We start from the raw sequence: 18,015 nt of genomic DNA, 5'->3' as shown, positions 1-18,015 counted from the left end.
TAAAACAGGCACCTTTAGTAACTGCCGACAACCGAAGTTACCGGCACTGCGAGAGTGGGGAGGCAGCCGTCGCCCAACCACTTCTCAAAGGAGATCCCGGGAATGACTTCCCCAGACCTCACTTTTTCTTTTTGAGCGGAGCAATCACCATCAGCATTTGACGACCTTCCATTTTCGGTCGCTGCTCTACGGTGCCCAGCTCTTCAAGGTCCTTTTCGATGCGCTGCATCATTTCCATGCCCAGCTCTTGGTGAGCCATTTCGCGGCCGCGGAAACGCAGGGATACTTTGGCCTTGTCACCCGCTTCCAGGAAGCGGGCCAGGTTGCGCAGCTTGATCTGGTAGTCACCGACATCGGTGCCCGGGCGGAATTTCATTTCCTTGATCTGCTGCTGCTTCTGCTTCTTCTTGGCGGCATTCTTAGCTTTTTTAGCTTCGAATACGTGCTTGCCGTAGTCCATGATCTTACAGACTATCGGCGTGGAGTCCGAGGCAATTTCAACGAGATCCAAGCTAGCTTTCTGTGCAGCTTCCAGCGCTTCATCCAGGGAGACAATGCCTACCTGTTCGCCATCAGCGCCTATCAGGCGGATTTCTGACGCTTCAATCTGATCGTTTATGCGGGCCTTTTTGGACCGTCCCTTAGTGTCTCGTTTAATAGCTATGGTCTCCCAGTTGCCAAGTTGTTATGCATTATCTTCTGTCAAACGACCGCGACGATTCACGTCTTGCTCGAGGATCTCGAGGAATGACTCATACGTCATTGTACCAAGATCTTCACCGCTACGGGTACGTACTGCCACGGTTTGACTTTCTACTTCCTTATCGCCAATTACCAATAGATAAGGAACACGCTGAAGCGTGTGCTCGCGGATTTTAAAGCCGATCTTCTCGTTTCTCAAGTCAGCTGTGGCGCGGTATTGCAGCTCACCCAAACGATCTTGCAAATTGCGACAATATTCGGCCTGGCGATCGGTGATATTCATGATCGCCACCTGCTGCGGCGCGAGCCAGGTGGGGAACGCACCTTCGTAGTGCTCGATCAGGATTCCGATAAAGCGCTCGAAGGAACCCAGGGCTGCGCGGTGCAGCATTACCGGGGACTGGCGCGAGCCATCTTCCGCTACAAACTGGGCATCCAGGCGACCCGGCATAGAGAAGTCCACCTGAATAGTACCGCACTGCCATACACGGCCGAGACAGTCTTTCAGGGAGAATTCGATCTTCGGTCCGTAGAAGGCGCCTTCGCCCGGCAGCTCTTCCCACGGCAGGCCAGCGGCATCCAGTGCGTCGGCCAGGGCCTTCTCAGCCTTGTCCCAGCTCTCATCGGAACCTACGCGCTTCTCCGGGCGAGTGGAGAGACGGTAGATAACGTCCTGGAAGCCGAAATCCTTATAAACGGAGTGCAGCAGATCCATAAAGTCAGAAACTTCTGACTGGATCTGATCTTCGCTACAGAAGATATGGCCATCATCCTGCACAAAGCCGCGCACGCGCATCAGGCCGTGCAGGGAACCGGAGGGCTCGCTGCGGTGACAGGAGCCAAACTCCGCCAGACGCAACGGCAGGTCGCGGTAGCTGCGCAGGCCCTGGTTGAATACCTGTACGTGACAAGGGCAGTTCATCGGCTTAATGGCGAACTGACGCTCTTCACTGGTCAGAGTGAACATGTCATCGCCGAACTTATCGGCGTGACCGGACTTGCGCCACAGACTGAAATCTACCAGTTGTGGAGTCTTGATTTCTTTGTAGCCGAATTCGCGCTGGCGGCGACGCATGTACTGCTCGATAGTGCTGTAAATGGTCCAGCCGTTCGGGTGCCAGAACACCATGCCGGGGGCCTCTTCCTGGATATGGAAAAGGTCAAATTTCTTCGCCAGCTTGCGGTGATCGCGCTTCTCTGCCTCTTCGATACGACGCAGGTAAGCTTTCAGTTCTTTTTTGTTGGCCCAGGCAGTGCCGTAAACACGGGTCAACATTTCATTGTTGGAGTCGCCGCGCCAGTAGGCACCGGCCACCTTAGTCAGCTTGAACGCTTTCAATCTGCCGGTGGAAGGTACGTGGGGACCGCGACACAGGTCTTCAAAGTCGCCCTGGCGGTAGAGAGAAATATCTTCATCGCTGGGGATGCTGTCGATAATCTCAGCCTTGTACTCTTCACCCATTTCGCGGAAGTACTTAACCGCTTCTTTGCGCGGCATCAGGCGGCGGCTGACAGTGATATCTTCTTTGGCCAGCACTTCCATACGCTCTTCGATCTTCTCGAGATCTTCTGGCGTAAACTGACGCTCGTAGGCGAAGTCGTAATAGAAGCCGTTTTCGATAACCGGGCCAATGGTGACCTGAGCTGTCGGGTACAGCTGCTTAACTGCTTGTGCCAGCAAGTGCGCTGTGGAGTGACGGATCACTTCCAGGCCTTCGGGCTGACGATCAGTAATAATTGCCAGATTTACGTCGGTATCAATAACGTAACTGGTATCGACTTCCTTGCCGTCTACAACGCCAGCAAGTGCGGCTTTTGCCAAACCAGGGCCGATATCAGCAGCTACATCGTGTACGGAAACCGGAGCAGAAAATTCTCGACGGGAACCATCGGGGAGAGTAACAACGGGCATTGTTTATCCTTTGTTCTCAGTGGCGATCCCTACCAAAGACCGCATGAAACTATCCATGAATTTTTTCATGGAACTCTTGATCGGGATGGGCAATCCATCCTTTTGAAAGGTGGTAGACCCGGGCGGATTTGAACCGCCGACCTCTGCCATGTCAAGGCAGCGCTCTAACCAACTGAGCTACGGGTCTAAAGCTCTACAGCGGGGGAACCCTGTGCTGTGAAGAGCGCGAACTTTAGCACCGCTTTTCAGTGTTTTCAACAACTTACTGAACTTTTGTGTGAAATTTTTTAAGAGCGACCAAGCACCAACAAGGCAGTGCGGGACTATCAAAATGTAGATCCAAGTCCCGCCCTTCAGCAAGGATTATTCCACACCTTTTAAGTGGGTAATCTCATCGCGCAATTTTGCTGCCGCTTCAAATTCCAGGTTCTTCGCATGCTGGTACATTTGCTCTTCCAGCTCGGCAATTCGGGCCCAGCGCTGCTTATCGGTAAGGGCCTCGACATCCACCTTGTACTCACCTTTACCCTCGGCAACTTTGCGGCGCCCTTTCTTGGGCACACCGGGGGCCACCGCCCCCTCCAGAATATCCGCCACACTCTTGCGGATACCTTTGGGGGTAATGCCGTGCTCCTCGTTAAAGGCCAACTGCTTCTCGCGGCGACGACGAGTCTCTTCGAGTGCTCGCTCCATAGAACCGGTAACTTTGTCCGCGTAGAGAATCGCCCTCCCCTCCAGGTTTCGCGCAGCCCGCCCAATGGTCTGAATCAGCGAGCGATCGGAACGGAGGAAGCCCTCTTTATCGGCATCGAAAATTGCCACTAGGGCAACTTCCGGCATATCCAGGCCTTCTCGCAGCAAGTTAATGCCAACTAGCACGTCAAACTCACCGATACGTAGGTCCCGGATAATCTCCACCCTCTCGACAGTATCAATATCGGAGTGTAAGTAGCGGACACGAACACCACTTTCGGAGAGATATTCAGTCAGATCTTCCGCCATCCGCTTGGTCAATACGGTAATCAGTACTCGCTGATCGACATCCACACAACGGTGAATTTCAGACAGGGCATCATCTACCTGGGTCAATGCTGGGCGAACTTCGACTTCCGGGTCCACCAACCCTGTCGGGCGAACCACCTGCTCGACCACTTGCCCCGCATTCTCTTGCTCATAGGCCCCTGGGGTTGCGGACACAAAAACCGTCTGGGGTGCCAACCCCTCCCACTCTTCAAACTTGAGAGGACGATTGTCCAGGGCCGATGGCAGTCGGAAGCCGTACTCCACCAAGGTTTCTTTCCGCGACCTATCCCCGCGATACATACCGCCGATTTGCGGCACCGTTACATGGCTTTCATCGATAAACAGCAGTGCATCGCTGGGCAAGTAATCGAATAGCGTGGGGGGCGGCTGGCCAGATTCGCGACCAGAGAGATAGCGGGAATAGTTCTCTACCCCATTGCAGTAGCCAAGCTCCTGCATCATCTCCACATCGTAGCGGGTACGCTGATCTAGCCGCTGCGCTTCGACCAGCTTGTTGTTACCACGCAGTTGCTCCAGACGCCCTCGCAGCTCATCTTTGATTTCATCGATAGCACTGACGATGGTCTCTCGCGGCGTCACATAGTGACTCTTGGGGAAGATAGTTACTCGAGGCACCTTCTTGAGCTGCTCTCCAGTGAGCGGGTCAAATATAGTGATCTCTTCGATCTCCTCATCAAAAAGAGACAGGCGCACCGCTTCCAAATCAGAGTCTGCCGGGTAAATATCGATAATATCGCCGCGCACCCGGTAAGTGGCGCGACGGAAATCTGCATCGTTGCGAGTGTATTGCAGCTCTGCCAGGCGCCTTAGGATAGTGCGCTGATCAACGAGATCACCGCGATCCAGATGCAGCACCATCTTCAAATATTTGTCGGGGTCACCCAAACCGTAAATTGCCGAAACTGTGGCGACCACAATCACATCGCGCCGCTCAATAAGTGCCTTGGTGGCCGAGAGGCGCATCTGCTCGATATGCTCGTTTACGGATGCATCCTTTTCGATAAAGGTGTCCGAAGAGGGAACGTAAGCTTCCGGCTGGTAGTAGTCGTAGTAAGAGACAAAATACTCCACCGCATTCTTGGGGAAAAAATCTTTAAATTCCCCATAGAGCTGAGCCGCCAATGTCTTATTGTGGGCCATCACAATGGCCGGCCGCTGCAGGCGCTCAATAATATTCGCCATAGTGAAGGTCTTACCCGAACCGGTAACCCCCAGCAGCGTTTGATGGCTCAGACCATCATCAATCCCTTCTGACAACTGCTCTATCGCCAGAGGCTGATCGCCCGCTGGCTGATACTTGGATTCCACCTTAAAAGGTCGCGACTCCATACACTTCCCCCAACCGCTTAATCATTCATGCAACACAGGATTGTAGGCTGTCGTCATACGACCCACAATTACAAGAGAATAGCGTCCTACCCTTCCCAACTCTGACCTGCGGCATTTTGCGCATGACCCCAAAAAATAATTTCCTGACAAATCAATTAGTTAAAGATGAAAAAAGGGGTTGACCTGTTCGGAAGTGCTCTATAATATACGCGCCATCTCAACGGCACAGCCGAAAAGATATTCCGCCTTAGCTCAGTTGGTAGAGCAAATGACTGTTAATCATTGGGTCGCTGGTTCGAGCCCAGCAGGCGGAGCCAAATTTCAAAGCGCAGCTTAATTTGCGCTCTATAAATTAGATTAAATTCCGCCTTAGCTCAGTTGGTAGAGCAAATGACTGTTAATCATTGGGTCGCTGGTTCGAGCCCAGCAGGCGGAGCCAAACAAAAGCCCGGATAGATTCCATCTATCCGGGCTTTTTCTTTTCTGCTCAAATATTTTTAATCTACATAGAAATTGTGAGATAGCGACCAACCGTATTGGTTAGCCGCTCAAAATAACCTGCTAGCGGGAACCAGCCTCCCCAGCTAAAGGCAGCCTCTCTACCGTCGCCCCTCCACTTGGCTTCCGCACCTGCCCTTGCCTCGACCAGACAACATCGACCAACCCCTGCTTGGGCGAATAGCCTTTTACTGCCCGACAAAGAATCCTGCGGACCTGCTCGCAATCATGAGAGCCGCACGCATCCCTAAGCTCTGAAACCAGGAGCTGCAAAGCCTCACTATCGAGACGCTCCTCTTCCGCGCGCATAATCATTGGGTGGTCCGTGCCCAGCACGTTATCCCCCAACAATAATTCTTCGTACAATTTCTCCCCAGGACGCAACCCAGTGAGCTGGATTTCAATATCGCCATCAGGGTTCTCTTCATCCCTTACCGTGTGCCCCATCAAGCGGATCAAGCGCTCAGCCAGATCGTAGATGCGCACCGGCTCACCCATGTCGAGAACAAATACATCCCCATTGCGTCCCATACTCCCAGCCTGCAATACCAGCTGAGCCGCTTCGGGAATTGTCATAAAGTAACGAGTTACTTTTGAGTGGGTTACCGTTACCGGACCACCAGCGTTGATCTGATCCGTGAATAGGGGAATTACTGAACCGGAAGAGCCGATAACATTACCAAACCTGACCATGCACACGCGCATCTTGTTAAAACGGCGACCAAAATCCTGGCAAATCAGCTCAGCAAATCTCTTAGTGGCTCCCATAACATTGGTTGGCCGGACAGCTTTATCAGTAGAGACAAGAACAAACTGCTCAACCCCATGCTGCTCTGCGGCCTCAAGTACGGAGAGGGTGCCCAGGACATTATTGTCGGCACCAATAACAACGTTCTGCTCAACCAAGGGCACATGCTTGTATGCGGCCGCATGGTAAATTGTATGCACGGAGAAACCCTGAATGATTTCCGCCATACGCTCAGTGTCGCGCACATCACCAAGCAGCGCGGTTACTTCAAACTGGACCCCGTCATCCTGATGCTGCTGCCGCAGCTCGCGCTCTATCTGATAGAGGGCATATTCAGAGGACTCAACAACAACCAGCCTGGCAGGCTTCCATTGCGATATCTGCCTGCACAATTCTGACCCAATGGACCCGCCAGCACCAGTGACCAAAACCACCTTGCCGCTGATGGAGCCAGAAACGAGCCCCTTCTGCGGCTCAACAGGAGCACGCCCCAGAATATTTTCATAGGTCTGCGAAACATCCTCCGCCCGCCCCACACCGTCGAGCAGCTCCTCCACTCCAGGAATCGCCTTTACCACCAGACCTCGCTCTCTGAGCGCCTTGGTTATCTCCCTACGGCGGCGCCTGGGCACTCCCGGCATAGCCAAAATAACTTCTGCTATGTCCTTACCCGCAACCACTTCAAGAATGTCTGCGGGGTTATACACCAGCAACCCATCAATAAATGTCTTTTGTTTAGAGGCGTTATCATCAAAAAAAGCAACAGGCTTATATAGCTGCCCGTGAACCAACGCCTTATACATTTGCAAACCCGCAGTACCAGCACCATAAATGGCCACCCGGGTTTTATGAATTTCAAGCGCTGTCTGATAGTAAAGGCGGACCAACCAGCGGGACCCACCCACGGCAATAAATGCAAAGCACCAATAGATCACAGGAACAGAACGAGGAACCCCTGCCGTAGTCAAGTAGGAAAAGAGCGCCAGCATCACGGCAGAAAGGGTCACCCCTTGCAGAACCGCAATAATAGCTTTTTGCCCCATGTATCGGATAATTGTCCGGTACAAACCTAGCCGTAAGAAAATAAAACTAGTAGCGACTAATGTTAACCCCAGGCAAGCAAACATTCGCCACTCAAGAAACTGTGCGACACCATTGAGCCGGATTGCCATAGCCAGCAGAAAGGCCAAACTTAACATCAACATATCAAATGCCAACATCAATACCGGCTTTTGGATTCTCTTTACGCCTCGCCAAACCCTTGTCACATGACTCCCCGGAATCTACCTACAAACAAAAAACCATCCTCTACAGAGGCTACTCAGACCTTCTCAAATACGGCAACTGCTAATGCCGCCGAAGAGAAGAGCAACATCACGCCCAACTGCACAACGAGCGCTTTTTTTGCTCCAACCCGAATCGCATATCTTTGATAAAAGTGCTCGCGATGAGCCTCCCACCAACGCTGACCGCCCAACATTCGCTTTAATAACGTGTAAGTAGCATCCAGCCAAAAAGGTGCAAATATTAGCATCGGCATCCAAAGCTCAAACGCTCCCCGTTGCCAGCCATACAAACTGACAGCAACCACCGCCAAACCTATACCTGTTGAACCGGCATCACCCAAAAAAATCTTCGCCGAAGGCCAATTGAAGACCAAAAAAACAGACGCACATACAGCCAGCAGTGCACAGAGCCAAGCTAGCTCAGCGTCCCCATTTAAAGCGCAAACCAACCCCAGAGAAGAAAAGCCGATGAGCGTCATTGACCCCGCCAAGCCATCCATCCCATCCATAAAGTTATAGAGGTTGATAGCCCAGGCTCCAGCCAAAATGAATATTGGGTAGAGCCACCAGTCCAATCTTCCCGGTAGCGCAATTAACAGCAAGGCTACCGCCAGAAGATGAGCTGAAAAGCGAAAATGTATAGCTACACTCCTCAAGTCATCTAGGGCGGACACAGCTAACAGTAACGCAAACGCTCCCAACACCAGTGGAGACAAATCAAGTGGGCTAGCAACTACCGCGGCCAAGCAGCCAAGCAGGAAAGCCCACCCACCTGTACGAGGAACCGGCACCGAGTGCATCGAACGATTATTTGGTATGTCGAGCGCAAAATTGCGCATTCTTACAATAAACACCGATGTAGCGCCATAGCTTGTAACCACAGCAAGCAACAGTGGAATTACCCACTCCCAAGCCACACTACTCAACCAACCAACCCCTTATCACTTTCACGCAAACCAATCCCTCCAGCCACTCTTAGCACAGACAAATATTTGCATCGCAAGCAATTACAATTTACACAGCCCTGAAGGAAAACCCTAGAGGTAGTCCAAGCAGAGAACATTCGCTAATGATTAAAGGAAGATCAGAGCGGGGGGTAGAACACAATAAATTACGAGGCTTTGTGACTAATGTAATCCAAGTATTACATTTTACCGGGGACAGCAGTTGAACGGTACCAAGGGGGTTCATCTATCGCGACTCTCTTGTCTATCAACTCAAAACCCCGACCAGAGGCAACTATGGACCTACCAGTCGGGACCCGTAAATCTTCAGAGCCGAATTATACCCCTGTTCTTGTCCAGGGTTGCTGCACCTACACCTTTAACATTCAACAACTGCTCTACAGATGTGAACGGGCCGTGCTCTTCTCGATACTCAACTATCAGTTGCGCTCGCGCCTCGCCAATGCCATCCAATTTCTCGGCAAGCTCAATGGCTGAAGCACTATTAACATTGACTGACAGCACAACTTCCTTGGCATCAACACTCTCCAACTCCTCCGCATATGTAGAGGGGTTTAGAAAGAGCGAAACAGCTAGTGCAAAAACAACAGAAAACAATCGGTAGGTCAATTTCATGGTCAACTCCCAGTGAATTATCAGTTTCACTTTGGGACTACAATTACCTCCCCTAAGCAACGCCATGATATCAACAGGCGACTTTCTGTCGGCTCAGGCCTAATTACACATCATTACAAGCTGCGAAGCAAGATAACCATCCTAATCTGCCACTTCAGCCAGTACTGACTTTAGGGCCGCTAGGGGTTCAGAAGCCGCGGTGATGGGACGACCCACAACCAAATAGTCAGAACCTTGCGCCAAAGCTTCAGCAGGCGTCAAAGTGCGTCGCTGATCCCCGGCATCAGAGCCCGCGGGACGAATTCCCGGCGTCACCAGGGAGAAATCGGCTCCGCATTCACTTCGCAGCAGTTGAGCCTCCCGTGCGGAGCAGACTACACCGTCAAGACCGCAGGATTTAGCTTGAGAGGCCAGGTGCAACACCTGCTTTTCCAGCGGAGCAGCCACGCCAACTGCAGCCAGCTCCTCTGCAGTTGTGCTGGTAAGTACAGTAACCGCAATTAATAAAGGCTTATCTTCGCCAAATTCCCGCAGGGCCTCGGCGGCAGCCGACATCATCCGCTCACCACCACTTGCGTGAACATTAACCATCCATACCCCCAATTTCGCAGCAGCTTTAACGGCCTTTGCAACAGTATTGGGGATATCGTGAAATTTAAGATCCAGAAATACCTGGAAGCCCCGGTCAACCAGCGTTTTCACCAGGTCTGGACCAGCAGCAGTAAACAGCTCCTTACCAACTTTGACCCGACACAGCGACGGATCGAGCTGATCTGCCATTGCCAGTGCAGACTCAGCATTGTCGTAATCCAGAGCAACGATAACCGGAGAAGAAACTTTAGACTGCAAGAAAAACCTCATTCATTTCAAAAGCCGTCCCGACCAGGCCGTCAGCCCGATGTACAGGACAGTCATTACTTTACTCGCCCTCAATCCCCTTAACGGAGCGTACTGAATCCCAGTGCTTGCAGCTCGGGCACAACCAGTGCAACTGATTGCCCGAAAACCCGCAATTGCTACACCGGTAGTGAGGGCGGCTCGCTATAAGCTGGTCGATTAATGTCTTAAGTAGAGAGAGATTCTCTCTCGCCCTACCCTCTGTACTATCAATATGGAGGTCGAGAAAGCGTCCCAACCCCCTCAAAGACGGGCGCAGCGCCAGCTGCCTCCCCATAAATGCGGCCGCTGCAGCCTCGCTATCCTGCTGCTGAATACGCTCAGCCAGGGCAATCAATACACTATTAGAGGGGTGTTCTTTCAACAGGGATTCAAGATAGCGATCCAACCCCTTGCCATCCCCTAAATCCCCATAACAAGTAATCAACAGTTCAAGGATTTCAGGAATATAGTCTGGACTCTGCTTGGGGATCCGCTGCAAAACCTTAATGGCCTCTCTTGGCTTACCAAGCAGATATTCGAGGCGACCCCACAGCAAATTTGCCCGAACTGAGCTGCGCTCATAACTCAGGGCAGAATCGATATGCTTCCTCGCACTTAGGTAATCCTTTGCCGCTATTGACTCCTCTGCCAATTCGCAACAAAAATGAGCCTGAACCGGGGCCCAGTCAGCCGAGAGGCGCTTGAACCGTCGGCCATGCAATAGGTTTACAGCGTGAATCGCTTTAGCCCACTCCCTTTCATCCCGGTAGACTTCAATCAGACGCTCCAGGCTAACAGCCTTTAACTCCTGAGAGGTCTCAACCAACTCCTGCAGCAGGCGCTCAGCTCTATCCAGCCAGCCAGCAGAAATATAGTCACAGGCAAGTTCAAGTTGAGCTTTGTTTTGACTAACCCTGGACAAGCTCGGGCGCCCGAGTAAATTTTGATGGACTCGAATCGCCTGATCGTACTCCCCTCTTCGGCGCAACAGACTTCCAAGAGCCAGGTGGGTGTCAAAAGTAGCCTGACTTACTTCCAAAGAGTCAATAAATTTATCAATAGTATCGTCGTGGCGCTCACTCAATAAATAGTTTAAGCCCTGGGCGTAAGACCTCACCAGCGCATGCTCTTGCTCACTATAATCCGCCACTTTCTTTTTGGCGCTGCCTCGCCCCAGCACCCAGCCGATCGCGATTGCCGCAAGCAGGAAAAAGAAATAGGTAAAATCGAGCAAATCAGTCTCCAGAAGCCTTGCGGTGGGCGGTGTGTAATTCCCGCTCCATTTTCTTCAATTGCTTCTCGAGCGACCGCACTTGGCGACGCTTGGCATAAACAGGCTGCAGACTAACGACAAAACCCAGCAACAACCCCAGCAACAAGAAACCAATCAACCAAAAGCCTACACTTCCCGCCGGCAGTTGATAGCCCACAATATTTGGCTTGATAGTCTCCGGATTGGCAACTGCGAAATAAATCCCCAAAGCGATGCAAAGCAGGGCGACGACCCCATAGACGATGCGTGTCAGCCAACGCAAAAATGACAAGGGAACCTCCACGTTCCACAAAAAACTTTATCGATTAACGACGAAGCTCACCCCGATTAATGGCAGTATCCACACTGCTGCCAGGGAGTCTAATCATACTTCGATACTTGCCTCATCGTGCATACTTCGATTCACTCTGTCGCGCAACTCTTTGCCAGGCTTGAAATGCGGGACATATTTCCCGGCGAGATCAACCGCGTCCCCAGTTTTGGGATTCCGACCCGTACGCGGGGCTCGATAGTGAAGAGAAAAGCTACCAAAGCCGCGTATCTCTATACGCTCACCCTGGGACAGGGCATCTGACATGGTGTCGAGCACCACTTTTACCGCCAGCTCTACATCCTTAACTGGCAGCTGATCCAACCTCAACGCAATCCTTTCGATCAGTTCGGACTTGGTCATGCGCTCCGCAACCTTTGTAAGTCATTGATTATTCTGGAGTAGAGCACCAATCATCTAATAGAAAGCCGGACTGGGCAACCCCAGTCCGGCTTTCGGGTCGCTCCAAATGATCCATTTGGAGCTGTGAACACTCAAAGACAATTAGTCTTTGTTGTTCATTTGTGCCTTAATCAGGTCACCGATAGTAGCAGGCTGAACTTGTTCAGACTGCTTCTTGCTGTGATCCTTGATAGCTTGCTTCTCGTCGTCCTGGTCTTTGGCTTTGATAGACAGGCTGATCACGCGGTTCTTGCGATCCACGCTGGTGATCTTAGCTTCTACTTCTTCGCCTTCTTTCAGAACGTTGCGAGCATCTTCAACCTTGTCGCGGCTGATTTCAGAAGCGCGCAGTACGCCTTCTACTTCGCCCGCCAGGGTGATTACTGCTTGCTTAGCGTCAACTTCCTTAACAGTACCTACAACGATGCTGCCGCGATCGCTGGTGGTAACGTAGTCGGAGAACGGATCGGACTCCAACTGCTTGATGCCCAGGGAGATACGCTCACGCTCGGAATCGATGCCCAGGATAACAGTTTCGATTTCGTCGCCTTTCTTGAACTTGCGAACAGCTTCTTCGCCAGCTTCGTTCCAGGAGATGTCGGACAGGTGGACCAGACCGTCGATGCTGCCGTCGAGACCAATGAAGATACCGAAGTCAGTGATGGACTTGATCTTACCGGAGATCTTGTCGCCCTTAGCGAATTTACGCGCGAAGGCATCCCACGGATTTTCTTGGCACTGCTTGATACCCAGGGAGATACGACGACGCTCTTCGTCGATATCCAGGATCATCACCTCTACCTCGTCGCCAACCTGGACAACTTTGGACGGGTGAATGTTCTTGTTGGTCCAATCCATTTCGGAAACGTGTACCAGACCTTCCACACCTTCTTCCAGCTCGGCAAAGCAGCCGTAGTCGGTCAGGTTGGTTACAACCGCCTTCACGCGGCTGTTCTCTGGGTAACGCTGCTTGATGGATACCCAAGGATCTTCGCCCAGCTGCTTCAGGCCAAGGGATACACGGCTGCGCTCGCGGTCGAACTTCAGTACTTTTACTTCGATCTCGTCGCCAACGTTCACGATCTCGCTCGGGTGCTTGATGCGCTTCCAAGCCATATCGGTGATGTGCAGCAGGCCGTCGATACCGCCCAGGTCTACGAAAGCACCGTAGTCGGTCAGGTTCTTCACGATACCCTTGACGCTCATGCCTTCCTGCAGGCTTTCCAGCAGAGCTTCACGCTCTTCGGAGGTGGCAGCTTCCATAACGGCGCGGCGGGAAACAACTACGTTGTTGCGCTTGGAGTCCAGCTTGATAACTTTGAACTCGAGCTCTTTACCTTCCAGGTGCGCAGTGTCGCGAACCGGACGAACGTCAACCAGAGAGCCGGGCAGGAACGCACGGATATTGGCAACATCAACAGTAAAGCCACCTTTAACCTTACCGCTGATAACACCTTTAACCACTTCGTCAGCTGCGTGAGCTGCGTCGAGGATTTTCCAGGCTTCAGCGCGCTTGGCTTTTTCGCGGGACAGACGGGTTTCACCGAAACCGTCTTCTACAGCTTCCAGGGCAACCTGTACTTCGTCGCCCACCTGCAGCTCAACTTCACCTTTATCGTTGGCGAATTGTGCAGCAGGGATAACGCCTTCAGACTTCAGGCCCGCGTGAACGGTAACCCAGTCTTTATCTACGTCGATTACAACACCAGTAACAATTGCGCCCGGTGCCATTTCAACGCTTTTCAGGCTCTCTTCAAATAGATCAGCAAAGCTCTCGCTCATTACATTACCTATAGTGCTGGGTCCAGCCGTTGGTAACTGTTAAGTCTAGTCAACCGCCAGCCGCGACCCCAACCGCGCTGCCAGCACGCGGGTCGGATTACGATAACGGCCGGGCGATTCTGGCTGATCCCGGCCGCTGTCGTTAGAAAACTATTTACTGCCCGAACTTCAGGGTGAAATACGGTCCTGAACCAAATCGAGCACTTTTCCGAGGACTTCATCGATACTCACCCCCGTACTATCCAGCTCAACCGCATCCTCAGCGGGAGCCAGGGGGGAGGCTTTTCTGTTCATATCCTGTGCATCTCGGGCACGGATGTCCTCCAGCAGGTCGCGGAGGCTAACAGAAACCCCCTTCCCCTGCAACTGAGCGAAACGCCTGTTAGCGCGCTCCTCAGCGCTGGCGGTTAGGTAAACCTTGACCGGCGCGTCGGGAAACACGGTAGTGCCCATATCCCGACCATCGGCAACCAAGCCGGGGGGCTGGCGGAAGTCCCGCTGGCGCTGCAGTAGCGCTGCCCGCACACCGGGAATTGCCGCGACCTTGGAAGCAGCCATGCTTACCCGCTCCATACGGATATCTGCGGTGACGTCACTCTCTTCCAGCCACACCTGCAACTGACCGGCACTCACGGTAAAGCGCACATCGAGGTCTTTCGCCAATTCGGTCAGCAGCTTGTCATTGGAGAGATCAACTTCCTTATTAAGTGCGGCCAAAGCGGCAGCCCGATAAAGGGCCCCGGAGTCCAACAAGGAAAAGCTCAAGCGATCAGCCAAAAGCTTTGCAATGGTTCCCTTACCCGAACCACTGGGACCATCAATGGTAACTACTGGTGGCAACCCGTTTGTATCACTCATATTTTCTTTACAACTCAACATCTCTGGCGGATGCACTCAAGCGAACCACAACCGCCCAAACCTGAATGCCCGTGTCACGCCAACTGCAACTTGAGACCCGCGCCCGTTGCCAGTTCGGCAAAGTTCGGGAATGAGGTCGCCACATTGGCGCAGTGAAGGATGCGGATTGTATCCTTTGCGCGCAGCGATGACACTGCAAACGCCATAGCAATACGGTGATCCCCCAAGCTTTCGACGGTGCCTCCAGAAAATACCACACCCTCTTTGCAGCCCTGGATCACGATACCGTCCGGTGTTGGCTCAGCTTTTACCCCAAGTGCAATCAAGCCATTTGCCATCGCCTGAATCCGGTCACTTTCCTTGACCCGCAACTCCTCCGCACCAGTCAGGACGGTCTCACCTTCTGCACAAGCTGCCGCAACAAACAATGCGGGAAACTCATCAATCGCCAGGGGCACCTGATCCTCAGGGATGCGAATTCCCTTCAAGGGCGCATAGCGAACACGAATATCCGCCACCGGCTCACCGCCCACTTCGCGCATATTCAGCAATTCAACATTGCCACCCATTGCACGGAGGATATTGATAACCCCATCGCGGGTGGGATTGATCCCCACATGCTCCAGCACAACATCAGAACCGGGAGAGATAGCGGCAGCAACCATAAAGAATGCGGCTGAAGAAATATCGGCAGGCACATCGATGCGACAGGATTTCAGTGAGCCGCCGCCCGCCAACTTAGCCTGAGCACCATCCCGCTCCACCTTATAACCAAAGCCCTGCAGCATGCGCTCGGTATGATCTCTTGTGGGCGCCGGCTCAACGGTAGACGTTTGCCCCTCACTATAGAGCCCAGCCAGCAATACCGCTGATTTCACCTGGGCACTGGCCATCGGCAGCGGGTAATCGATCCCTTTCAACGCACTACCACCCTTAATTAAAAGCGGCGGACGGCCTTCCGGGCCAGTCTCAATATTTGCACCCATCTCACGCAGGGGGTTAGCCACGCGATTCATCGGGCGCTTTGACAGGGACTCATCGCCAGTGAGTGTTACGTCGAAATCCTGCCCGGCAAGCAATCCAGCCAACAGGCGCATAGAGGTCCCGGAATTACCGAGATATAGCGGTCCGGGCGGTGCCTGCAAGCCATTAAGACCCACGCCATGAATTACAACCCGACCATTGTCCGGCCCCTCAATCACGACCCCCATATCGCGGAAAGCCTGCAGGGTTGCCAGTGCATCCTCACCCTCCAGGAAGCCCTCAACTTCTGTAACTCCCTCGGCCAGGGAGCCCAGCATAATTGAGCGGTGCGACATGGACTTGTCCCCCGGCACCCTGAGCTTGCCATTTACAGCCTCGCCCGGCTGCACGATAAAAGTAATCTCTTGTTCTTGCATAGGTTCCGAATACGCTTGTTTTGCCAACATTTTGGTGAAGTGATCCCGTGCCGCTTTGGCGCGGGTAAAAACCCCCATCAGGGCAGCGCTATCACCGGAGGCAATAGCGTCGCGCAGGGAAGAAAGGTTGAGGCTGTATAGGTCGATAGCCTTTAAGATGGCATCTCGATTGGCGAGCATAATATCTCGCCACATAACCGGGTCACTGGAAGCGATACGAGTAAAATCACGGAAGCCTCCCGCCGCATAGCGGAAGATATTTTCGTTTTCCGCATCGTGGGCCAAAGTGTCCACAAGGCTAAAAGCGATAACATGAGGAAGATGGCTCGTAGCGGCCAGAACCTCGTCGTGCTCCTCCACTGACATTGTCAGGGGCTCAGCTCCCACGGCCTGCCATGCTCGCTCCACGAGCTGCAAATGAGCAGCCCCTGTATTCGCAAGCGGCGTCAGGATAATGCGGTGATCCCTATAGAGGTCATCTCTCGCCGCGGTAACACCACTTTTTTCAGAACCAGCGATTGGGTGCCCTGGCACCAGAAAATCTGGAGCACCCCCCCACACTTTCTCTGCCGCTGTCACCACGCTACCTTTTACGCTGGCACCATCTGTCACAGTGACTCCCGCCGGCAGGTGTTCTTTCAGCTGCGCGAATACAGACTCAATCGCCAGTGTCGGCACAGCCACAAACACCAAATCGCCCGGCTCCAGCTGCGGCAATACCAGCTCGAGACTGGTGCTGGCCCGATCAACAATACCGAGCGCCCTGGCTTCATCGCAGACACTCTCTTCCAGAGCGACCCCGATAACCTCTCGGCAAGCCCTCGCAGCTTTCAGTGCAAGGGCAAAACTCCCCCCAATTAAACCGATCCCAACAACCAGCAGTCGGCCAATTTGAGCTTGCGCCATCACAGCACTCCGCGAGGGTAGGAACCCAGCACTTTCAAATCTGAGGCACAGCCTCCAACCTCTTTTAGCGCCTCGGCAATTCCCTGGGTATCGCGGTGGCCGCTAAAATCGATAAAGAACACATAGGTCCAATTGCCAGACTGCGATGGCCGGGTCTCTACCCGGGTCAAATCGACGCTGTAGCGACGAAACGGCTCCAGGAGATCGTGCAGAGCACCTGGCTCATTGCGCATTGATACCATCAATGAGGTCTTATCATCCCCACTCGCAGGCACTTGCTGGGTACCAATAATCAAGAAGCGGGTGGAATTATCCGGGCGATCTTCTATTTTCTCCGACAGCACCTTCAACCCGTAGAGTTCCGCTGCCATATCGCCAGCTATCGCCGCAGCATTCCACTCACCCTTAACGCGCTTGGCCGCATCCGCATTGCTGGCAACTGCAACACGCTCCACATTGGGATAATGAGCATCAAGCCATTTGCGGCACTGCGCTAAGCTCTGCGCATGGGAATAAATACGAGTGATTGACTCTGGGCGCGTTACATCTGAGATCATCAAATGATGATGGATACGCAGCTCCACCTCACCGCAGATACTCAGGTTGGAGTGCATAAAGTTGTCCAGGGTGTGGTTGATCACCCCTTCGGTAGAGTTTTCTACCGGCACAACACCGTAACTGACGGCACCTGCTTCTACCTCACGGAAAACTTCATCAATTGCCGCCAGCGGCCGGCTCTGGGCAGAGTTGCCGAAGTGCTTCAATGCCGCCTGCTGGGTAAAGGTACCCTCAGGGCCCAGGTAGGCCACTTTGACGGGCTCTTCCAAGGCCAGGCAGGCCGACATGATTTCGCGAAACAGTCGTGCCATTTCTTCATCAGTCAGCGGACCATTATTGCGCTCCATAGCCTTGCGCAGCACTTGTGCTTCACGCTCCGGCCGATAATAGAGAGCATCCTCGCCAGTAGCTTTCTTAACCTCTGCAACCTCCAGGGCACAGCGAGCCCGCTCACTAATTAAGCGAGCAATCTCTCCATCAATACTGTCGATCTGATTGCGCAGCTCCAGCAGTCGCTGGTCACCACTCACAGTTTCCTCTGCCATTCG

The 18,015-nt window shown here is 53.0% G+C and carries 14 protein-coding genes and 3 tRNA genes; 2 read left to right on the top strand and 15 right to left on the bottom strand.

Annotation, left to right across the window (positions count from 1 at the left end):
• Positions 1-118: 118 nt before the first annotated feature.
• From infC to uvrB, 4 genes are all read right to left on the bottom strand, one after another.
• Entirely contained in the window at positions 119-658 is a 540-nt protein-coding gene (infC, locus tag ACJJIL_RS06450; protein ID WP_108733841.1) for a translation initiation factor IF-3, read from the bottom strand.
• Between the two features lie 27 nt (positions 659-685).
• The gene (gene thrS, locus ACJJIL_RS06445; protein ID WP_108733842.1) at positions 686-2,614 is read right to left on the bottom strand and encodes a threonine--tRNA ligase; all 1,929 of its coding nucleotides are present in this window, start codon (positions 2,612-2,614) and stop codon (positions 686-688) included.
• Positions 2,615-2,724: 110 nt separating this feature from the next.
• Positions 2,725-2,801: transfer RNA gene (locus ACJJIL_RS06440), tRNA-Val, on the bottom strand.
• Positions 2,802-2,977: 176 nt separating this feature from the next.
• The gene (gene uvrB, locus ACJJIL_RS06435; protein ID WP_445361446.1) at positions 2,978-4,987 is read right to left on the bottom strand and encodes an excinuclease ABC subunit UvrB; all 2,010 of its coding nucleotides are present in this window, start codon (positions 4,985-4,987) and stop codon (positions 2,978-2,980) included.
• Positions 4,988-5,228: 241 nt separating this feature from the next.
• Between uvrB and ACJJIL_RS06430 the strand changes: the two genes are divergently transcribed.
• Together ACJJIL_RS06430 and ACJJIL_RS06425 are read left to right on the top strand one after the other, a co-directional pair.
• Positions 5,229-5,304 (top strand) — tRNA-Asn (locus ACJJIL_RS06430).
• Positions 5,305-5,350: 46 nt separating this feature from the next.
• Positions 5,351-5,426, top strand: a tRNA-Asn gene (locus ACJJIL_RS06425).
• Between the two features lie 122 nt (positions 5,427-5,548).
• Here ACJJIL_RS06425 and ACJJIL_RS06420 read toward each other — a convergent pair.
• The 11 genes from ACJJIL_RS06420 to pheA all read right to left on the bottom strand — a co-directional run bounded on the left by ACJJIL_RS06420 (position 5,549) and on the right by pheA (position 18,012).
• On the bottom strand, positions 5,549-7,501 hold the full coding sequence (locus ACJJIL_RS06420) for a polysaccharide biosynthesis protein (RefSeq protein WP_445361445.1): 1,953 nt from the start codon (positions 7,499-7,501) through the stop codon (positions 5,549-5,551).
• Between the two features lie 53 nt (positions 7,502-7,554).
• On the bottom strand, positions 7,555-8,400 hold the full coding sequence (locus ACJJIL_RS06415) for an MraY family glycosyltransferase (RefSeq protein WP_445361989.1): 846 nt from the start codon (positions 8,398-8,400) through the stop codon (positions 7,555-7,557).
• A 390-nt stretch (positions 8,401-8,790) separates the two neighbouring features.
• Positions 8,791-9,099: a ComEA family DNA-binding protein gene (locus ACJJIL_RS06410; protein ID WP_444907759.1), complete on the bottom strand. Its 309-nt coding sequence runs from the start codon at positions 9,097-9,099 to the stop codon at positions 8,791-8,793.
• Positions 9,100-9,240: 141 nt separating this feature from the next.
• Positions 9,241-9,948 carry an orotidine-5'-phosphate decarboxylase gene (pyrF, locus tag ACJJIL_RS06405; protein WP_444933739.1) on the bottom strand — a complete coding sequence of 236 codons (708 nt, stop codon included), beginning with the start codon at positions 9,946-9,948 and terminating at the stop codon, positions 9,241-9,243.
• A gap of 70 nt (positions 9,949-10,018) precedes the next feature.
• A complete protein-coding gene (gene lapB, locus ACJJIL_RS06400) occupies positions 10,019-11,212 on the bottom strand; it encodes a lipopolysaccharide assembly protein LapB (protein ID WP_445361444.1) in 1,194 nt (397 codons plus the stop codon).
• A gap of 1 nt (position 11,213) precedes the next feature.
• On the bottom strand, positions 11,214-11,522 hold the full coding sequence (locus tag ACJJIL_RS06395) for a lipopolysaccharide assembly protein LapA domain-containing protein (protein ID WP_413662669.1): 309 nt from the start codon (positions 11,520-11,522) through the stop codon (positions 11,214-11,216).
• 93 nt (positions 11,523-11,615) lie between these two features.
• Positions 11,616-11,924, bottom strand: a complete 309-nt coding sequence (gene ihfB / locus ACJJIL_RS06390) for an integration host factor subunit beta (RefSeq protein ID WP_282932044.1) — start codon at positions 11,922-11,924, stop codon at positions 11,616-11,618.
• Positions 11,925-12,065: 141 nt separating this feature from the next.
• The gene (gene rpsA / locus ACJJIL_RS06385; protein WP_444917724.1) at positions 12,066-13,745 is read right to left on the bottom strand and encodes a 30S ribosomal protein S1; all 1,680 of its coding nucleotides are present in this window, start codon (positions 13,743-13,745) and stop codon (positions 12,066-12,068) included.
• Positions 13,746-13,913: 168 nt separating this feature from the next.
• The gene (cmk, locus tag ACJJIL_RS06380) at positions 13,914-14,603 is read right to left on the bottom strand and encodes a (d)CMP kinase (protein ID WP_445361443.1); all 690 of its coding nucleotides are present in this window, start codon (positions 14,601-14,603) and stop codon (positions 13,914-13,916) included.
• Between the two features lie 74 nt (positions 14,604-14,677).
• Complete coding sequence (locus tag ACJJIL_RS06375) at positions 14,678-16,909, bottom strand: bifunctional prephenate dehydrogenase/3-phosphoshikimate 1-carboxyvinyltransferase (RefSeq protein ID WP_445361442.1); 2,232 nt, start codon at positions 16,907-16,909, stop codon at positions 14,678-14,680.
• Positions 16,909-18,012, bottom strand: a complete 1,104-nt coding sequence (gene pheA / locus ACJJIL_RS06370) for a prephenate dehydratase (protein ID WP_282932042.1) — start codon at positions 18,010-18,012, stop codon at positions 16,909-16,911. Before pheA ends, ACJJIL_RS06375 begins: the two co-directional genes overlap by 1 nt.
• Positions 18,013-18,015: the final 3 nt, after the last annotated feature.

The sequence above is a fragment of the Microbulbifer maximicatervae (SeqCode) genome (genome assembly GCF_052468095.1).
The sequence above is the reverse complement of the archived record's forward strand: the minus strand, read 5'-3'. Positions and strand labels throughout refer to the sequence as shown.